This is a genomic window from Acinetobacter corruptisaponis (genome assembly GCF_030053775.1).
Classification (GTDB): Bacteria; Pseudomonadota; Gammaproteobacteria; order Pseudomonadales; family Moraxellaceae; genus Acinetobacter; species Acinetobacter corruptisaponis.
Genome location: NZ_CP125669.1, coordinates 2,099,775 through 2,117,873, shown reverse-complemented (window position 1 = coordinate 2,117,873; position 18,099 = coordinate 2,099,775). Strand labels below are relative to the sequence as shown.

The following is an 18,099-nucleotide window of genomic DNA, read 5'->3' as shown; positions in this document are numbered from 1 at the left end:
TTTAGATTGAAATCAATGTGATGGTAGTTTAGGCTTGACCAGCCACTCATGTCCTTTCAACATGCCATCCCAATACATGGGCGGTAAGATCTGTTCCTTGAGTAACCATGCCAGACGAGAGGGTTTTTGCCCATCCAGTAACCATTTGGGAAAACTTGGCAGCAATGCACCGCCATAGCCAAATTCCGCCAACACAATCTTGCCGCGTTCAACAGTTAAAGGACATGAGCCATAACCATCATAGCGGGCAAACAGTGAACTTCCCTTGAGGTACTGCAATACATTTACAGCAACAATAGGCGCTTGTTTACGTGCAGCCGCCGCTGTTTTGGCATTTGGTGCATTCATCACGTCTCCCAATGCGAAAATATTGGGGTATTGTGTGTGTTGAAGCGTATGCTGGTTCACATTGACCCAGCCAGCAGCATCGACCAGATTACTGGCCCGAATAAAATCAGGTGCCTGTTGAGGTGGGACGACATGCAACAGATCAAAGTCAGTTTCCACAATCGAGCTATGCTCACCCTCGGTCACTTTGAAATAGGCTCGTTGCTGAGCTCCATCAACTTTAACCAATTGATGCCCAAAATGTAGCTGTGCCTGATAGCGTTGTACATATTGCATTAATGCAGGGACATACGCCGCCACACCAAACAACACCGCCCCTGTGTTATAAAAATCAAGCTGTATATCTTTTAGTACACCTTGTTTTAACCAGTGGTCGGCGGAAAGATACATGGCCTTTTGTGGCGCACCCGCGCATTTAATTGGCATGGGTGGTTGAGTAAAAACCGCTTTGCCACGTTTTAGTTGACTGACCAACTGCCAGGTATAGGGTGCGAGGTCATAACGATAATTTGAGGTCACTCCATTTTTACCCAGCGTTTCACTGAGGCCCTCAATACCTTGCCAATTCAGTTTCAGTCCTGGGCAGACCACCAGAGCATCATAATTCAGGGGTTTACAGCCCTCCAATAAAACCTGCTGATGGTCGGGGTCAAAGGCCGCCACGGCTGCCTTAATCCATTGCACCTGTTTTGGAATCAGGCTAGCCATGGTACGCACGGTTTTTTCAGGTGGAAAAATCCCACCACCCACCATGGTCCAGCCAGGCTGATAGTAATGAATTTCGGCAGGATCAATAATGGCAATGTCTAGTTGGGGTTGACGGGAAAGCAGGCTGGCAGCCACGGAAATCCCCGCCGCACCTGCACCGACAATCACCACCGAATATTTGGCGACAAGACCTGATTGGGGCTGGGATTGCTGGGATAAGCGAGGCACCAAACCCTGTAGGTCGTAGCCTAAACCTTTTCCAGTTAGCAGCATCTGATCAAGACTCTGTTCCGCAACCTGTGATAATGCCCACAAGGTGATGGAGCGTGTGCCAGTACGACAATAGGCCAGCAGTGGCTTGGCCGCCTGCTGATAGCGTTGTTTAAATTGCTGGGCCTGTTCATCGCTGACCTTGCCACTGACCACAGGTAAATATTCCACCTGAATGCCAAACTGGATTGCCACCTGCTGAATCTCAATAATATTTGGTTGGTCTGCACCCTCACCATCAGGGCGGTTACATAAAATGGTCCTGATGCCCTGACGGGCAATCTCAGGTAGATCCTGTGCGGTGATTTGATCAGCAACCCAAAATTCACGGTTTACAGATTTTAATTGCATGACACATTTCCCCTAGGCTTGTCCACAGGCTTTGTTGGCAGGCAATGCAGTATCTATTTTTTGAGGATAAGGTAGATTGAGATGGCTCATAATCTCAATAAATTCCTCTTTGCTGCGCCCATTGCCCAGACGTGCATTATGCAGGCGCTCCTGTCCAATGCTGGAACACAGACGCCCTTGATAGTCATGCCCAGGGTAGACAATCGTGTCATCGGCTAGACTAAACAATTGTTGATGGATACTGTCATACAGGGTGCTGGCATTACCTTCCTGAAAATCAGTACGTCCGCAGCCATTGATCAACAGGGCATCTCCAGTAAAGACCATGCCACCCACCACATAACTGGTGCAGGCATTGGTATGGCCTGGGGTATAACGTGCCTCAATTAACATGCTGCCAATCCGAATGGCACTACGGTCTGTAATGAAAATATCGCCACATTCGACACCAGAATTCCGATGCAGCACGGTTTTACAGCCAAATCGTTGGCGCAGGGCATTTGCACCTGTGACATGGTCCGCATGAACATGTGTATCCAGACTGAAACCTAGGGTTAAGTTTTCCTGTGCCAAATAGTGGGCATAAACCTCGATTTCAGAAGCCACAGGATCAATTAAGACGGCTTCATGGCTTTTTTCATCTGCCAATAGGTAAGTATAGGTTGAGCTTTCAGGCTCAAAAAACTGTTTAAAAATCATGGTTGTTTTCTCAAAATATTTTGCTTATCTTTAAATTTGCAAAACCAATGCCAATTTTTTCATATTATGAATATGTATAATAAAATCATGAGGATAAAACCGATTAAAATCAATTAATAAAATCTAAATGGTTTCATATTTGTTTTATTTCTGGTTTTGGTGATACATTAATGAAACATAAAGTGAAACATAGACGAAATGGGGAAATATGCAGGCTAAACAACTTTCACAGGTGATTGCGGAACTACAGCAGACCTTTCATAGCCAGTCGCCTGAAATGCTGCATATGTTCACCATTATTCAACGGGTTGCGCTGACGGAGTTTCCTGTGTTGGTGCGTGGTGAATCGGGTAGCGGCAAGGAACTGGTGGCAAAGGTCATTCATGACTATAGTCAACGGCATGACCAGACCTTTATTGCGATTAACTGCGCTGCCTTGAATGCCAATATGCTTGAAAGTGAATTATTTGGCCATGTTAAAGGCGCATTTACAGGGGCGATTCGGGAACATAAGGGGGTTTTTGAACGTGCCGAGGGTGGAACACTATTTCTGGATGAAATCGCTGAAATTCCGCTGGAACTACAGGCAAAGCTATTAAGAGTGCTGGAAACAGGTGAGTTTTATCGTTTGGGGGGTGAAAACGCGATCAAGGTCAATGTGCGGATTATTGCAGCGACCCATAAAGCATTGCGGGAAGAAGCGAGACTTGGACGTTTTCGGCAGGATTTACTTTATCGTCTGCGGGTGATTCCAATCTTCATTCCACCCCTGAGAGAGTGAAAACAGGATATTGCCCTGATTAGTGAAGCAATTTTACAGCAATATAAAAGTACCCGCTCTATTCCAAGATTAACCGAGGCAGCTTTAAAGGCATTTATGGCATATGACTGGCTGGGGAATGTACGTGAATTAAAAAATACCTTGCTCTATGCCTTAACCATGGCACATGACCATGACTGGATTGATCTGCAAGACCTGCCACAGGAGATTATTCACCATGAACTCGCCCAATCGGTTTCCGATCCGCAGCATGATCAGGAAGATAGCCTCATCACCAAACTACGTTTGGACGCTGTATTGAAACAATATGATTATCGTTTAAACCGAGTGGCACAGGCTTTGGGTATCAGCCGCTCAACCTTATGGCGCTACCGAAAAAAATATCAACTTTAATAGCATGAGGAACCTGGGTCCCTCACCATAATTCTTGATCAGTAAGCCAATTAAGCCAAACAATCCTGTTTTGGCATTAAGCTGTCGCAGTACAAAGGGTTGAGTGCGCATTGCAGATCATCAATCTGTTCCTGGGTGACATAGCCCTTAGCCTTGAGATATTCAGCCACACGGTCATCACGTAAACTCAGGAACGCCGCATCATATACACCCAGATCAACGAATAGCGCGGCTGTTTCCAGACTGTTGAAGTGGTCTAGAAACACTTCATTTTCATGCATCAGAAAAATATGCGGCAGTGTTGCACCTGAATCCACTTTTAAACGCTGGGCCAACTGTTCAGGACGGGTTTTAATAAACAGCAGGTCAGAAAGCTCATCAAACTGGGTTTTATCCAGTTGGCTGCCGCCCGTTTTTACATGACCCAGCCAAGCCTTGAATACCAGTACCGCACCGCCACGTAACAGCATGCTCCACATCTGATGACGTGTTTCATGGTCCAGATGTGCTGACTCGGTTTCAAGGATGTTCAGGAACTTTTCTTCCTGCTGCGCCAGTTTTTCAAACAATCCCAAACCCTGCGGATGGTAGGCGGCAGGTGCGAACACATCAAAGTTCAGTTCATGGAAAACATTCAACGCAAGTGGAACAGCAGCTTGGTAAATCGTATTCAGTGCACGTAAATGGGTATCGTTAAGCTTGCTTTGCGCAAAGACGTTTTGCCAGTCTAGTTCTGGTAATAAGGCGTTGGCACTGTATTGGCGGTAAAATTGTTGTGAGGTATGCTCAGAGGTGGGGTGGCTACTATTCATGATCAATGTCCTTTGTGATAGTTTTGCTAGAAACCTAAACGCATGAAAAACGGCTTCTATCAAGTTGATCAATTTTTGCGTGTTTGTGGATGCAAGTAGAATACGACTAAAGTTGTAGATGGGTTTTTTATGGTAAAAATCATAAATAAAAACAATGAATTGTATAATTGTAAGTAAGTGTACAAACGTTCACTAATGTAAGTGAACGTTTTTGCCATAGTCAAAAATCATTTGAGCACTTTGGTCAATTTATTATTCAGAAAATCCTGTGGTTTTGATGGTTTTTGCCTATCAGGAAAAATATTTTGCTATTTAGCCCATCGGCATGATTTTTAAGCCTGATAACCATGCGCGCAATCCAGCAGGTTTCAGTGGTTTTCTCAGCAAAACAATATTCTGTTGCTTTAGGCACTGGGGAAGTTCTGGATCGGAATCCGCAGTAATCAGGGCAACAGGAATATGGGCTGGACGATATTTTTCAATGAAATCCAGTCCGCGCTGCTCATTGTTGAGATGCTGGTCAATCAGCCAGACCTGAATGTCTTCCTGTTCAATCAGCCTGAGCGCCTCCGCAGGTTCAGTCGCGGTAAAAATCTGGTAGCCCCACTTGCTCAACAAGGTACGCATGCCTTGCAGAATGGTTTCATCATTGTCCAGACATAGCACTTTATAGGCAGTGTGTTGCAGCGCTGTTAGCTGTGGAGTAGGGGCTTGTTGCTGTGGTGCTTCAGCCAATGGTACTTCAATGATAAAGCAGGAACCTTTGCCCAGTTCTGAATAGACATGAACTGGAAAATCCAGCAGGCTGGTCATACGCTGCACGATTGCAAGTCCTAATCCCAGACCTTGCTCACCCCAGGGCGAGGTATGACCACAACGCTCAAATTCCTGAAATAGCTTTACGCGTTGCTGTTCATTAATCCCAGGCCCTGTATCCCAAACCCCGATCCGAATATGCTTTGGACGTTGTGCCGAACGCAGCACACCCACCACCACACGACCCTGGGCAGTATAGCGCAGGGCATTGCTGACAAAGTTCTGGATAATGCGGCGCATCCATTGCGGGTCGGTATCTACCCAGAACCTGGTGTCGTGAACAGACAACTGGATATTGCGCTGTGCGGCAATCGACTTAAACTGTAGTTCGAGGTCATTTAACAGGTCATGCAGTGAATAGGCCTGACGTTTTGGCTGAATGGTTCCGCCTTCCAGACGTGCGATGTCCAGTAGGGCTGACAGCATGCTTTCCGCGCCATACAGGGCACGGTCCAGTTGCTGCAAGGTTTGTATGTCCTCAGTTTTTTCAACGCTCTGCTCCAGTGCGGTACTGAACAGGCGTGCTGCATGCATCGGTTGCAGCAGGTCGTGGCTTGCCGCGGCAAGGAAACGGCTTTTCGACTGGTTGGCCTTGTCGGCCTGTTCCAGTGCCAATTTCTGTTCGGTCAGGGCATTGGCAAGCTGCTGGGTACGGTCATTGACCCGCTCTTCCAGCACCGCCTCATTTTCACGGAACGCGGTAATATCGGCAAAGGTGGTGACAAAGCCGCCGCCTTCAATTGGGTTGCCACGCATCTGGATCACCAGACCATCCTTGCGAATCCGTTCAAATTCATGCGCACTGCCGACTTTCATCCAGTGAATCCGTTTATTTACATGCTCTTCAACTGAACCTGGTCCACATTCACCCTGTTCCGCGTTATAACGGATTAAATCAGCAATGGGGCATCCCACATAAACCAGATCTTTGGGATAATCAAACAGTTTCAGGTACTGATTGTTCCAAGCCACCAGACACATATTTTTATCCACCACACTGACCCCCTGAGTCATATGGTCAATCATGGTCATCAACAGGTTTTGGTTAAAGCGCTGCCACTGGGAGGCCTGGTCCAGAATATTCGCCACCTGCCCCAAAGCCAGACCGTTATTGATCATGGCAGTCGTGAGTAAGGTACGGGCAGAGGCCGCACCAATAATTCCCGCCAGATACTGTTCGGTAAAACGCCACCACATGCCATTTGCCACATGGTTTTCATTGAGGATGACATGGTTCTGCTCACAGAACTGCTGGAATGCCTGTGTGGTTGGACGGTCCCCCGTAATCCGTTTTGCCAGCGCCAGCAAGTCACCCACTTTAAGACGGGCTGCATTCTGGTGTAGGTCAGTCAGGTCGGTATTAGACTGGGCGGATGGCAGGGGCTTGCTTTCATAGTAAAAAAAGCTTTCAGCCTGAATCTGTTCAGCAACACTGGGACGATACAGGCGTGAGACCCAGATATATGAAACCACATTTAATCCCAGAGACCACAGCACACCGTGGGTCAGGGGCGCAAAGGACTCAAAGCCGAGCAGGGCTTCTGGACGCAAGCCATTGATGTCAAACGGACCAAACATCAACAAATGCTGGGCAAAAGCCTGATAATGCTCAGGCAGGCTGCGCAACACTGTTGGGAAAAGCAAGGTGTAGCTCCACATGGCAAAACCGATCAACAGGCCTGCATACACGCCCTGACGGCTTGCGCCACGCCAGTAAAGACCACCAATCAGGGCTGGCGAGAACTGTGCAACGGCACTAAATGCCAGTAGGCCAAAAACCGAGAGCTGGTTAATGTCATTGAAGAAATGGAAGAATAAAAAACCCAATGACATCACGCTGACAATACTGAAACGCCGTGTCAGTTTCAGCACTCGGGGAAGTTGCTGGTCTTGTCGGGAAATAATCTTAAAGCGCCATAGTGCGGGCATGATCAGGTCATTGCTGAGCATGATCGAGAGGGCAACGGATGCCACCAGCAGCATACCTGTGGAGGCGGAGAAACCGCCCAGAAATGCCAGCAGGGTCAACCAGTCCTGTTGGTAGCTGAGCGGCAGGGCCAATACCGCAACATCAGGTGTACCCAGCGATTCAGGCAGCGAGTGTAGCGCCCAACTGGCAATCGGAATAATCGCAATGATGGTCAGGATTAAGTAGGCTGCAAACCAGCGCCGTGCGCCACGAATATGCTTTTCATCGCGTAACTCGACCACCGCCACATGGAACTGGCGTGGCAGGCAAATCATTGCCAGTGCAGCGAGCAGGGTTTGAATCCAGAATGTTTCAGGTACACCAAGCTGCTGGAGGTCATGAAAATGCTGGCTGACATCGCTGCTGACCTGCCTGATGTTTTCTGGTGACTGCAATAAAAAGAAACCCGCGACGCAGAGCAGAGCAAACAGCTTGACAAAAGATTCAAACGCCACCGCCAGCATCAGGCCACCATGCTGTTCAGTATGGGCAATATGACGTGTGCCAAAGATCATCGCCAAAATCGCAAGTACGCCTGTCAGCACCAGCACACTGTTGGTGGTGGTGTGGATGTGGGCATTTTGTTCCAGAATCACTGATGCACTCAGCGCAATGGCACGGAGTTGCAGGGCAAGGTAGGGCACAATGGCAATCACGGCAAGGATGGTGACCAGCGCAGCCAGACTGCCACTTTTTCCGTAGCGAGCCGCGACAAAGTCGGCAATCGAGGAAATGGCGTGGTGCTGGCGAATACGGCCCAGCCGTCTCCAGATGTCATAACCGAACCAGATAAACAACAGCGGACCCAGATAGATCGGCAGGAAAATCACCCCCTCACGAACCGCGGCACCTGTGGCACCGTAGAAAGTCCATGATGAACAGTACACACCCAGGGTTAGGCTGAACAGCAACATGCGGCCGCGCGGGCTAAGGCGGCTGGCGTGTTTCTCTCCGAAAAACGCGCAGCCAAATAGCACCACAATATACAGGGCAAGTACCCCAATAATCAGCCAACTGTTCATATTGCTCACGTGATCAAGTCCCATTTTTTATCATACCGCGAAGCGCGGAACGTGCGTTAAAACAAGATTACATTTAGAGACCAAAGTCTAAGTTACGAGTCAAGTGGAATCTTGCTAATTTGAATAATGAAAAATCCCATTCGAAAAAGGGGTCCACGGTTGGACACAAAAATAAGGAGTTGGTTATGGATGATTCACAGGTAGATCGAATTCTACATAATCCAAAGTTTCAAGAGATGGTCAGCAAAAAACGCACACTGAGTTGGACATTAACAGCAATCATGCTGTTTATCTACGTTGGTTTTATGCTTTTGGTTGGCTATAACAAAGAATTTTTGGCAAGTTCATTTAGCGGCGGTATCACCACGTGGGGGATGCCCCTCGGTTTAGGCATTATTGTGCTGTCATTTGTGTTGTGTGGTGTGTATTCCTACATTGCCAACAACAAGCTTGACCAGCTGAATGAAGAGGCCCTCAAGGAAGTTGAGGCGATTGCACATGAAAAAGGAATGCACTGAGATGAACGGAACATCAATCAAGGCGGCAGTGTTTGCGTTTGCAAGCCTATGTTGCTCAAGTCTCGCATTTGCCAGTCCAGATTTGGGTGCGGCAGAGCAGCAGGCCACCAACTGGCATGCAATCATCATGTTTACAATCTTTGTTGGCTTCACCTTGTTTATTACCAAGTGGGCGGCAAAACAGACCACCAGTACTGCGGATTTCTATACGGCAGGCGGTGGGATCAGTGGTTTCCAGAATGGTCTGGCGATTGCGGGTGACTATATGTCAGCGGCATCGTTCCTCGGTATTTCCGCAATGGTGTTTAGCTCAGGTTTTGATGGCCTGCTCTATTCACTGGGTTTCATGGTGGGCTGGCCAATCGTATTGTTCCTTGTGGCTGAACGTCTACGCAACCTCGGAAAATTCAACCTGTCTGATGTGGTGTCGTTCCGTCTTGAAGAAAAGCCAGTTCGTACCCTGGCGGCATTCAGTTCACTGGTTGTGGTGGCATTCTATCTCATCGCACAGATGGTGGGTGCGGGTCAGTTGATCAAGCTGCTTTTCGGCCTGAACTACAATATTGCTGTGGTGATCGTGGGTCTGTTGATGATGGCCTATGTGATCTTCGGTGGCATGCTGGCAACCACATGGGTACAGATCATCAAGGCGGTGATGCTGCTCAGTGGTGCGACATTCATGGCATTCATGGTGATGAAAGCGGTTGGCTTTAGTTTCACCAATATGTTTAATCAGGCGATTGGTGTATATAGTCAGGCACACAGCATGAGCTGGGATGAAGCCGCAAAAATCATGGGGCCAGGCAAGCTTGCCGCAAACCCGATTGATGCACTGTCCCTTGGTCTTGCCTTGATGTTTGGTACAGCGGGCCTACCGCATATCCTGATGCGTTTCTTCACCGTGAAAGATGCAAAGGAAGCACGTAAATCAGTTGTGGTTGCAACAGGCTTCATTGGTTACTTCTATCTTTTAACATTCATTATCGGTTTTGGCGCGATTCTGTTTGTTGCCAACAATCCACAGTTCCTTGATGTGGCCAAAGCCGCAGTGACAGGTAAACTGGAATTGGTGGGCGGTAACAATATGGCGGCGGTTCACCTGAGTGATGCCGTTGGTGGTGACCTGTTCATGGGCTTCATCTCAGCAGTAGCATTTGCAACCATCCTTGCGGTGGTGGCTGGTTTAACCCTGTCAGGTGCGTCAGCAATTTCACATGACCTTTATGCCAACGTATTCAAAAAAGGCCAAACCACCCCTCAGTCTGAACTGCGTATGTCAAAAATCGCAACTTTGGGCTTGGCGATCTTTGCCATGATTCTGGGTATCCTATTTGAAAAGCAAAATGTTGCGTTCATGGTGGGCTTGGCATTCTCAGTGGCGTGCTGTGCAAACTTCCCAGTGCTGGTGTTGTCTATGTTCTGGAAAGGCTTGACTACACGCGGTGCCGTGATTGGTGGGGTGGTTGGCTTGGTGGGTGCGGTGAGCCTGATCATCCTGTCTAAAGCAGTGTGGGTGGATACACTGGCAATTTCTGAAACTGCGCCAAACCCATTCAATGGCCCAGCATTATTCGCAATGCCACTTTCATTCTTCTGCTGCTGGTTGTTCTCAGTCACTGACAAATCAGCTCGTGCAGAGAAAGAACGTAAGGCGTTTGATGCACAGTTTGTTCGCTCAATGACAGGGATCGGTGCTTCTGGCGCGTCAGATCACTAATTATCCCTGATCAAAAAAGCCCTCAATTGATGAGGGCTTTTTTATGGTTTACTGATGCATGCTTGCCAGTTGCTGTGATTGATTGCGATACAGCGACAGGCCAATTTTCTGTAAATGCCGTCCATTCTGTTCAAGGAAATGATTTAACTTTGGAATATGTTTGGCGCCTGTATACAACGCTAAATTCCGACCGATCAGATAATAGGCAAACCATGAGGCCGATTGCGGTGTCAGGCCAAGCTTTTGCATTTTTTTACGTCCAATAAAGAACTGGGTAATTTCCAGATGCTGTTTGTAGGCCAGTTTTTGTTGGAAAGAGCGCAGATAGCGATATTTCCGTTCAAAGGGTTCTTTAGATAGACTGGAACCCAGTGAAACACTGGTGGCATCAGCTTGGGGATGCGCAAACTGCATCCAGTAAATCATTTTCCAGCCCTCAGCTTCTTTATCCACCAGCCATTTTTCTTCAATGCCCATCAACCAGCCTGCGTATTTCCAGAAATGTAGAAAGTTGTCAACTTCCTGCTTGCTTGGGAAAATCCCCAAAGCCCGAATACCCAGCAATACCACACCGCTAAAGGCAATATTGGTCATGGCCTGATCATATTGGTTGATGGGCAGTCCCCAGGTTTCAGCATCCCATTTTTCTGATTTTTGCAGTTGATGGCGTACCAGTGAATGAATAAAACGCACAAAAATTGTTGAGGTAAAGCCTTTGCTAAAACGTTCAAACCCATCTTGCTCGGTGATATCGACCCACCATTTGGTGGTTTCGGCCAAACGGGTGCCCGCCTGTTTCTTTAATGCGCCTGTCAATACCAAAGGCTGGTTAAAGCCAGGATACAGATAGCCTGTCATGAGGGAAACATCTCTCAGGATGAGGCCGTTGTTCACACCCAGCCGATAGGTAAATTTCAGTGCCTCATCAATCTTGCCTTGATCGTACCAAACGGGTTTTTGCTCAATGAGCTGAAAAAAATTGCTGAGTTCAGGAATCTCATGAGGCAGCTTGTCCAAACCCTCATATAGTGCCGTTTCAAAATACTTGCGGTGCTGTTTTGGATTTTGCAGCACCCAGCGCAACACCTGATCCATCGGCTCATCACCACTTTGCAGGGCGGTATTCAATGCCAGATAGTCCCCATAACTCGGCTGAATATTCTGACGAGTCATATAGCTTAATATTTTGGATTTTACATTCGACTGAATCATGTCTTCAAATGCAGCCAGACGTTTAGGTTTAACGATGCTTTGCATTGCATAAAGCCCCTGATTGTTATTTAATCAAAGCTTAATATGAATAAATATTCGTATTCAATTCGCATTTTCCTTGAGGCTGAGCATGAGAAAAAGACCACAGCAGCAACGTGCCAAAATGATCGTGGAAAGCATTTTGCAGGGTACACAAAAATGCATTTCTGAGTATGGCGTGTTGCATGTCACCACACCTAAAATCTCTGAAAAATCAGGAGTAAGTGTTGGTTCGATTTACCAGTATTTTGAAAACAAGGAACAGATTGTGGCGGAACTGCTGCTACGTAAAAGTGAGGATCTGGGGCAGGCATTGAAACAGTTGGTGATGCTGCAACAGCAAACCAGTATTCAGGACGTCATCACATTAAGCATTGCCTTTGGCTTTGAATCGTTGAAGTCTGATCAGGGCTTTTTTATTGAAATCTTAAAGAACTGGCATGCCTACAGTGACTCAGATGCGGCACAGGTGCTGGAAAGACATTTTCTGGAAATTGGGATGTACCTGTTTGGGCGTTACTATCCACACTGGGACTTTGAAACACTCAAGCATAAATCATTTGTGATCATTAACAGCACCCTGTTTACCATGATGCGTTACGTCAGCAAAAATAATTTCCTGATTCAGGAGCAGCGCCTGCAACAAGAACTGTCCAAAATGATCGTTTCCTTTCTGGATGCAGTATGATGTTATAAACATAATGAAAACCATAACAAGACTTGGGAAAACCACATGCAAACCTTGAGGGAATTTTGGAAAACGTTTCGTTTACTCCCATCCGCATGGCTGTTACTGGTGCAACTGGCCCTGTTGATTTTATATATGCTGACCTCTGGTGACACTGAATACCGTGCCTTGACCTGGTCATTGGGTGTATTGGCGCTACTGATTATTGCCAAGGTAATTCGCCAAACGCCTGTATTTACCTTTTGGGGACTGGTTTTTGTCAGTGGTGCTTTCCTGTTTTCCATCCTGATTTTTATTGGCTATGGTAGCCCAGCCATTCAGGTCACAGCCTATAGCTTTGAGGCGCTTGCCTATTTTTATGCCGCCTATGGACTGCTACGTTATATGTTTGCCGACCGTTACCTCACCAAGGATGAGCTATTTGCTGCGGGAGCGGTCTTTACCCTAATCGCCTGGGGCTTTGCCTTTTTATATGCTATTTGCCAGCTTGTCCTGCCTTATAGCTTTCAAAATCCCAATCAGGTACAGCCATTGCAAAGCTGGCTGGATTTGCTGTTTCTCAGTTTCAGCCTGCAATCCGCCACGGGATTGTCTGATCTTATGCCACTTAGCCCAGCCGCACGGGTACTGGCGATGCTGCAAATGTTTGGTGGGGTGATGTACCTTGCGGTGGTGGTGTCACGCCTGATCGCACTGCAATATATTGCCCATTTACCCAAGCAGTTTACTCATAAGGAATAGCCCTGTTACAGCATTACAACTGCGTTATTTTTCACGTTTCCTATAATAAATGTCGAGTTTTGCATGTACTGAACTCGCTTTTATTCACCTTGTGAATGTCTTGTTTGACCCATTAGGGTCTGTCCATGATCATTAAAATAACGTGGGGTAACCATGCCTTCCAAACCAACTTCGCAGTTTGCGAATGTCAATCCAAACGTGTTTTTAAGCACGGTGATTATCATTGCGATTTTTTTGGCAATTGTCATTATCGCACCCAGTTCGTTTGAATTTCTCACCCAGCAGCTCAAGCAGTGGATCACCGATTCCTTTAGCTGGTTTTATGTTCTGTCTGTTGCGGTGTTCCTGATTCTGCTGATTTATATTGCCTGTTCAGCCAGTGGCAAAATTAAACTAGGGCCCGACCACAGCCAGCCTGAGTATAGCAATGGTTCATGGTTCGCTATGCTGTTTACCGCAGGCATGGGCATCGGCCTGATGTTCTTTGGTGTCGCTGAACCCGTGATGCATTATGTCAGTCCGCCTAGTGGCGACCCTGAAACCGTTGCATCGGCTCAGCAGGCCTTGCGCATCACCTTTTTCCACTGGGGTCTGCATGCCTGGGCGATTTACGCCATTGTCGGACTGTCCCTGGCCTATTTTGCCTATCGCCATAATCTGCCCTTAAAAACCCGTTCCGCCCTGTATCCGATTATCGGTAAGAAAATTTATGGGCCTTTGGGCGATAGCATTGATATTTTTGCCACCATCGGTACGGTTTTTGGTGTCGCAACCTCTTTAGGTTTTGGGGTGACCCAGATCAACTCGGGTTTACACTACCTGTTTGGCATCGAACAGAGCAGCAATGTTCAGGTTATCCTGATTATTTTTGTCAGTGCCTTGGCTTCCTTATCTGTATTCCTTGGACTGGATAAAGGGGTAAAGCGTCTCTCTGAACTAAACCTGATTTTGGCACTGGTACTTTTAGCCTTTGTCTTTATTGCTGGCCCAAGTATCTATTTACTCCAGACCACCATTCAAAACATGGGTTCGTATATATCCAACCTGTTTGGCATGACATTTAACCTGTATGCCTACCAACCGAATGGCTGGATTGGTGGTTGGACAATCATGTACTGGGCATGGTGGATTTCATGGTCGCCATTTGTGGGGATGTTTATTGCCCGTGTATCACGAGGGCGAACCATCCGCGAATTTATCATTGGTGTACTGTTAATCCCAACAGGTTTTACCATTATCTGGATGGGCTTTCTAGGCAATGCTGCACTGTTCAGTATTTTGCAAGAACACAATACCACCCTGATTCAGGCGGTACAAAATGACTCATCGGTGGCCTTGTTTGAATTTCTAAACCATTTGCCTTTTTCAACCGTAATGAGCCTGCTTGCAACCGTATTGGTGATGCTGTTCTTCGTGACCTCAGCAGATTCAGGAGCTTTGGTTACCGATTATCTGACCGCAAAAACGGAGAACTCACCCACATGGCAAAGACTGTTCTGGACTGTGCTGATGGCGGTGCTGGCGATTATCCTGTTGCTGGTCGGTGGTCTATCAGCCTTGCAATCCTCCATTATCATGAGCGCCTTACCCTTTACTTTTGTGATGCTGCTGATGAGCTGGGGCCTGTTAAAAGCCCTGAAGCTTGATGTGACCAAGATGAACGCCATTCAGGAGGCCCGAATTACCCCGCGGGCGATTCATAATCCACGGAGTTGGCAGCAACGTTTGGGCCTGATCATGCACTATCCGCATACCGAGGCTGAAGTGCGGCAGTATATCAATACACAGGTGCGTCAGGCATTTGAAAGTATCCAGCGTGAATTTAAACGCCGTCATTTAGATGTTGATATTCGGGAGATTGAACAGGGCCTGCAACTGCATGTTGACCATCACCATGAAATTAATTTCACCTATAAAGTGGTCTCACATGAAACTGTGCCACCAAGCTTTATGCTGGGGCGGGCGGATGAAGATGCGGCCAGCTACTTTCAGGCGGAAGTGCTTTTACGGGAAGGTGGTCAAAACTATGATGTGATGGACTGGACTCAGGAGGACTTGATTCAGGATATTATTGACCAATATGAACGTCATCTTTATTTCCTGAATATTGTCAGAACGACAACCTCTTCATAGATGGTTGTCATTTAACCAGTTGGAACAACGGTTTTGATTCATTCAAAGCCGTTGTTTTCGTCTAAGCGTTTAAATTTAAATCGAAGAAATTACACGAAAAAGCTTTTATAAAAAGATAAATAACAGGGAATTGATAAATAAAAGACCTAGTTGTGGAAAAATAAGCAACTTTCACAAGATTTTTAGCTGATAATTAAACCAATATTAATAAAAAATCATTGAATAACAGTATGTTGAATTAATGTTTAAATGAGCTAAATTGCTTTTAAAGATAATGAATAAATTTTAAATTATATAAATCAGTAGATTAGGTAGCTTAAAGTTTAAAAAGAAGACAACCGATTGACTAAGATTTTAAAAACGCTTGCGTCTCTTCTGAAATGCTGTAGAATGCCCACTCATCGGCGGTGATGCGGATAAAAACTTGTTGATAAACAAGGATTTGATTAAAGTGGTCTAGATTCTAGGCTGGATTGGTCAGGTTTGTTTAGGTTAAGATAAGTTTTAAGAAATCCAAATTATCAGTTGACTTTAAAGAGATTTAGGGTAACATAGCCGACCTAGCTTGATGATGACGAATCATCGAGAAGATCATTAAGAGAATAGAAGAACAACTTGTGTGGATTTTTACTGGTTGATCGATCGATAAATTATCATTGATTAATTGGTTAAAATTTCTCGAAGTTTATTTGAGCGAATATATAAGTCAGTAATTGATGAGCCAGAATTGGCACCTTGTCTTTAATAAGGTGCAAAATGATTTTAACTGAAGAGTTTGATCATGGCTCAGATTGAACGCTGGCGGCAGGCTTAACACATGCAAGTCGAGCGGGGTGAGGTGCTTCGGTACTGATCCTAGCGGCGGACGGGTGAGTAATGCTTAGGAATCTGCCTATTAGTGGGGGACAACATTCCGAAAGGAATGCTAATACCGCATACGCCCTAAGGGGGAAAGCAGGGGATCTTCGGACCTTGCGCTAATAGATGAGCCTAAGTCGGATTAGCTAGTTGGTGGGGTAAAGGCCTACCAAGGCGACGATCTGTAGCGGGTCTGAGAGGATGATCCGCCACACTGGGACTGAGACACGGCCCAGACTCCTACGGGAGGCAGCAGTGGGGAATATTGGACAATGGGGGGAACCCTGATCCAGCCATGCCGCGTGTGTGAAGAAGGCCTTTTGGTTGTAAAGCACTTTAAGCGGGGAGGAGGCTCTTGAGGATAATACCCTTGATGAGTGGACGTTACCCGCAGAATAAGCACCGGCTAACTCTGTGCCAGCAGCCGCGGTAATACAGAGGGTGCGAGCGTTAATCGGATTTACTGGGCGTAAAGCGTGCGTAGGCGGCTGAATAAGTCGGATGTGAAATCCCCGAGCTTAACTTGGGAATTGCATACGATACTGTTTGGCTAGAGTATGGGAGAGGATGGTAGAATTCCAGGTGTAGCGGTGAAATGCGTAGAGATCTGGAGGAATACCGATGGCGAAGGCAGCCATCTGGCCTAATACTGACGCTGAGGTACGAAAGCATGGGGAGCAAACAGGATTAGATACCCTGGTAGTCCATGCCGTAAACGATGTCTACTAGCCGTTGGGTCCTTTGAGGACTTAGTGGCGCAGCTAACGCGATAAGTAGACCGCCTGGGGAGTACGGTCGCAAGACTAAAACTCAAATGAATTGACGGGGGCCCGCACAAGCGGTGGAGCATGTGGTTTAATTCGATGCAACGCGAAGAACCTTACCTGGCCTTGACATACTAGAAACTTTCCAGAGATGGATTGGTGCCTTCGGGAATCTAGATACAGGTGCTGCATGGCTGTCGTCAGCTCGTGTCGTGAGATGTTGGGTTAAGTCCCGCAACGAGCGCAACCCTTTTCCTTACTTGCCAGCATTTCGGATGGGAACTTTAAGGATACTGCCAGTGACAAACTGGAGGAAGGCGGGGACGACGTCAAGTCATCATGGCCCTTACGGCCAGGGCTACACACGTGCTACAATGGTCGGTACAAAGGGTTGCTACCTAGCGATAGGATGCTAATCTCAAAAAGCCGATCGTAGTCCGGATTGGAGTCTGCAACTCGACTCCATGAAGTCGGAATCGCTAGTAATCGCGGATCAGAATGCCGCGGTGAATACGTTCCCGAGCCTTGTACACACCGCCCGTCACACCATGGGAGTTTGTTGCACCAGAAGTGGGTAGTCTAACCTTAGGGAGGACGCTCACCACGGTGTGGCCGATGACTGGGGTGAAGTCGTAACAAGGTAGCCGTAGGGGAACCTGCGGCTGGATCACCTCCTTAACGAAAGATTGGTGACTGGTAAGAATCCACAACAAGTTGTTCTTCGAAGATGTATCTGAGGGTCTGTAGCTCAGTTGGTTAGAGCACACGCTTGATAAGCGTGGGGTCACAAGTTCAAGTCTTGTCAGACCCACCACTACTGACGAAGTGATGAATAGTCACAAGCTGCTAGATGAGAAGATATATCGTTCAAGATGATAAGCTGGGGACTTAGCTTAGTTGGTAGAGCGCCTGCTTTGCACGCAGGAGGTCAGGAGTTCGACTCTCCTAGTCTCCACCACGAATTAAATGGAAACATTTAATTTAAAGCTAAATAAATTATAGAAATTAATAAATGTATAAATAAATCAAAAGAGATTTTGATTTGAGTTTATTAACTTCTGTGATTTATCACAGTTTACTACTCGCTGACGAGGCAGTAGTTAATCATTAACAGATTAGTAGAATTGAGTCTGAAATAAATTGTTCAAACTCGATTAAGTATTAAATTAACAAATAATTGTTAAGAAGATATTTAATCTGAGAACTAGCAAAAACACTGAATCAAGCGTTTTGGTATATGAATTTAGATTGAAGCTGTAC

At 46.6% G+C, this 18,099-nt stretch carries 10 protein-coding genes, 2 tRNA genes, 1 rRNA gene and 1 pseudogene; 9 read left to right on the top strand and 5 right to left on the bottom strand.

The genetic code is table 11. The annotated features are described in order from the left end of the window. Positions 1 to 12: 12 nt before the first annotated feature. Together QLH32_RS09990 and QLH32_RS09985 are read right to left on the bottom strand one after the other, a co-directional pair. Positions 13 to 1,677, bottom strand: a complete 1,665-nt coding sequence (locus QLH32_RS09990; protein ID WP_283266107.1) for a bifunctional protein tyrosine phosphatase family protein/NAD(P)/FAD-dependent oxidoreductase — start codon at positions 1,675 to 1,677, stop codon at positions 13 to 15. 12 nt (positions 1,678 to 1,689) lie between these two features. Next, positions 1,690 to 2,376 carry an MBL fold metallo-hydrolase gene (locus QLH32_RS09985; protein ID WP_283266106.1) on the bottom strand — a complete coding sequence of 229 codons (687 nt, stop codon included), beginning with the start codon at positions 2,374 to 2,376 and terminating at the stop codon, positions 1,690 to 1,692. A 256-nt stretch (positions 2,377 to 2,632) separates the two neighbouring features. Between QLH32_RS09985 and QLH32_RS09980 the strand changes: the two are divergent. Beyond that, positions 2,633 to 3,550, top strand: a pseudogene (locus QLH32_RS09980) (sigma-54 interaction domain-containing protein); the annotation flags it as partial. Between the two features lie 50 nt (positions 3,551 to 3,600). Here QLH32_RS09980 and QLH32_RS09975 read toward each other — a convergent pair. Together QLH32_RS09975 and QLH32_RS09970 are read right to left on the bottom strand one after the other, a co-directional pair. Beyond that, entirely contained in the window at positions 3,601 to 4,362 is a 762-nt protein-coding gene (locus QLH32_RS09975; RefSeq protein ID WP_283266105.1) for a hypothetical protein, read from the bottom strand. 312 nt (positions 4,363 to 4,674) lie between these two features. Next, the gene (locus tag QLH32_RS09970) at positions 4,675 to 8,169 is read right to left on the bottom strand and encodes a hybrid sensor histidine kinase/response regulator (RefSeq protein ID WP_279960401.1); all 3,495 of its coding nucleotides are present in this window, start codon (positions 8,167 to 8,169) and stop codon (positions 4,675 to 4,677) included. 185 nt (positions 8,170 to 8,354) lie between these two features. On the opposite strand from QLH32_RS09970, the gene QLH32_RS09965 reads away from it, so the two are divergent. After that, on the top strand, positions 8,355 to 8,687 hold the full coding sequence (locus QLH32_RS09965; RefSeq protein ID WP_267981773.1) for a DUF485 domain-containing protein: 333 nt from the start codon (positions 8,355 to 8,357) through the stop codon (positions 8,685 to 8,687). 1 nt (position 8,688) lies between these two features. Next, entirely contained in the window at positions 8,689 to 10,404 is a 1,716-nt protein-coding gene (locus QLH32_RS09960) for a cation acetate symporter (protein ID WP_283269315.1), read from the top strand. A 48-nt stretch (positions 10,405 to 10,452) separates the two neighbouring features. Here QLH32_RS09960 and QLH32_RS09955 read toward each other — a convergent pair whose 3' ends face one another. Then, on the bottom strand, positions 10,453 to 11,661 hold the full coding sequence (locus QLH32_RS09955; protein ID WP_283266104.1) for an oxygenase MpaB family protein: 1,209 nt from the start codon (positions 11,659 to 11,661) through the stop codon (positions 10,453 to 10,455). A gap of 85 nt (positions 11,662 to 11,746) precedes the next feature. Here QLH32_RS09955 and QLH32_RS09950 point away from each other — a divergent pair, with 85 nt between their 5' ends. The 6 genes from QLH32_RS09950 (at position 11,747) to QLH32_RS09925 (ending at position 17,797) form a co-directional block, all read left to right on the top strand. Then, positions 11,747 to 12,343: a TetR/AcrR family transcriptional regulator gene (locus QLH32_RS09950; RefSeq protein ID WP_267981771.1), complete on the top strand. Its 597-nt coding sequence runs from the start codon at positions 11,747 to 11,749 to the stop codon at positions 12,341 to 12,343. A 45-nt stretch (positions 12,344 to 12,388) separates the two neighbouring features. Next, a complete protein-coding gene (locus QLH32_RS09945) occupies positions 12,389 to 13,084 on the top strand; it encodes an ion channel (RefSeq protein ID WP_283266103.1) in 696 nt (231 codons plus the stop codon). Positions 13,085 to 13,237: 153 nt separating this feature from the next. Next, positions 13,238 to 15,217: a BCCT family transporter gene (locus QLH32_RS09940; RefSeq protein ID WP_283266102.1), complete on the top strand. Its 1,980-nt coding sequence runs from the start codon at positions 13,238 to 13,240 to the stop codon at positions 15,215 to 15,217. Between the two features lie 763 nt (positions 15,218 to 15,980). After that, positions 15,981 to 17,517, top strand: a 16S ribosomal RNA gene (locus QLH32_RS09935). A gap of 59 nt (positions 17,518 to 17,576) precedes the next feature. Beyond that, positions 17,577 to 17,653 (top strand) — tRNA-Ile (locus QLH32_RS09930). A gap of 68 nt (positions 17,654 to 17,721) precedes the next feature. Continuing rightward, a tRNA-Ala gene (locus QLH32_RS09925) sits at positions 17,722 to 17,797 on the top strand. Positions 17,798 to 18,099: the final 302 nt, after the last annotated feature.

What these genes read in the sequence shown, in the direction of transcription:
- QLH32_RS09990 (WP_283266107.1), bottom strand. Translation starts at nt 1,677, where the DNA reads ATGCAATTAAAATCTGTAAACCGTGAATTTTGGGTTGCTGATCAAATC.
- QLH32_RS09985 (WP_283266106.1), bottom strand. Translation starts at nt 2,376, where the DNA reads ATGATTTTTAAACAGTTTTTTGAGCCTGAAAGCTCAACCTATACTTAC.
- QLH32_RS09975 (WP_283266105.1), bottom strand. Translation starts at nt 4,362, where the DNA reads ATGAATAGTAGCCACCCCACCTCTGAGCATACCTCACAACAATTTTAC.
- QLH32_RS09970 (WP_279960401.1), bottom strand. Translation starts at nt 8,169, where the DNA reads ATGAACAGTTGGCTGATTATTGGGGTACTTGCCCTGTATATTGTGGTG.
- QLH32_RS09965 (WP_267981773.1), top strand. Translation starts at nt 8,355, where the DNA reads ATGGATGATTCACAGGTAGATCGAATTCTACATAATCCAAAGTTTCAA.
- QLH32_RS09960 (WP_283269315.1), top strand. Translation starts at nt 8,689, where the DNA reads ATGAACGGAACATCAATCAAGGCGGCAGTGTTTGCGTTTGCAAGCCTA.
- QLH32_RS09955 (WP_283266104.1), bottom strand. Translation starts at nt 11,661, where the DNA reads ATGCAAAGCATCGTTAAACCTAAACGTCTGGCTGCATTTGAAGACATG.
- QLH32_RS09950 (WP_267981771.1), top strand. Translation starts at nt 11,747, where the DNA reads ATGAGAAAAAGACCACAGCAGCAACGTGCCAAAATGATCGTGGAAAGC.
- QLH32_RS09945 (WP_283266103.1), top strand. Translation starts at nt 12,389, where the DNA reads ATGCAAACCTTGAGGGAATTTTGGAAAACGTTTCGTTTACTCCCATCC.
- QLH32_RS09940 (WP_283266102.1), top strand. Translation starts at nt 13,238, where the DNA reads ATGCCTTCCAAACCAACTTCGCAGTTTGCGAATGTCAATCCAAACGTG.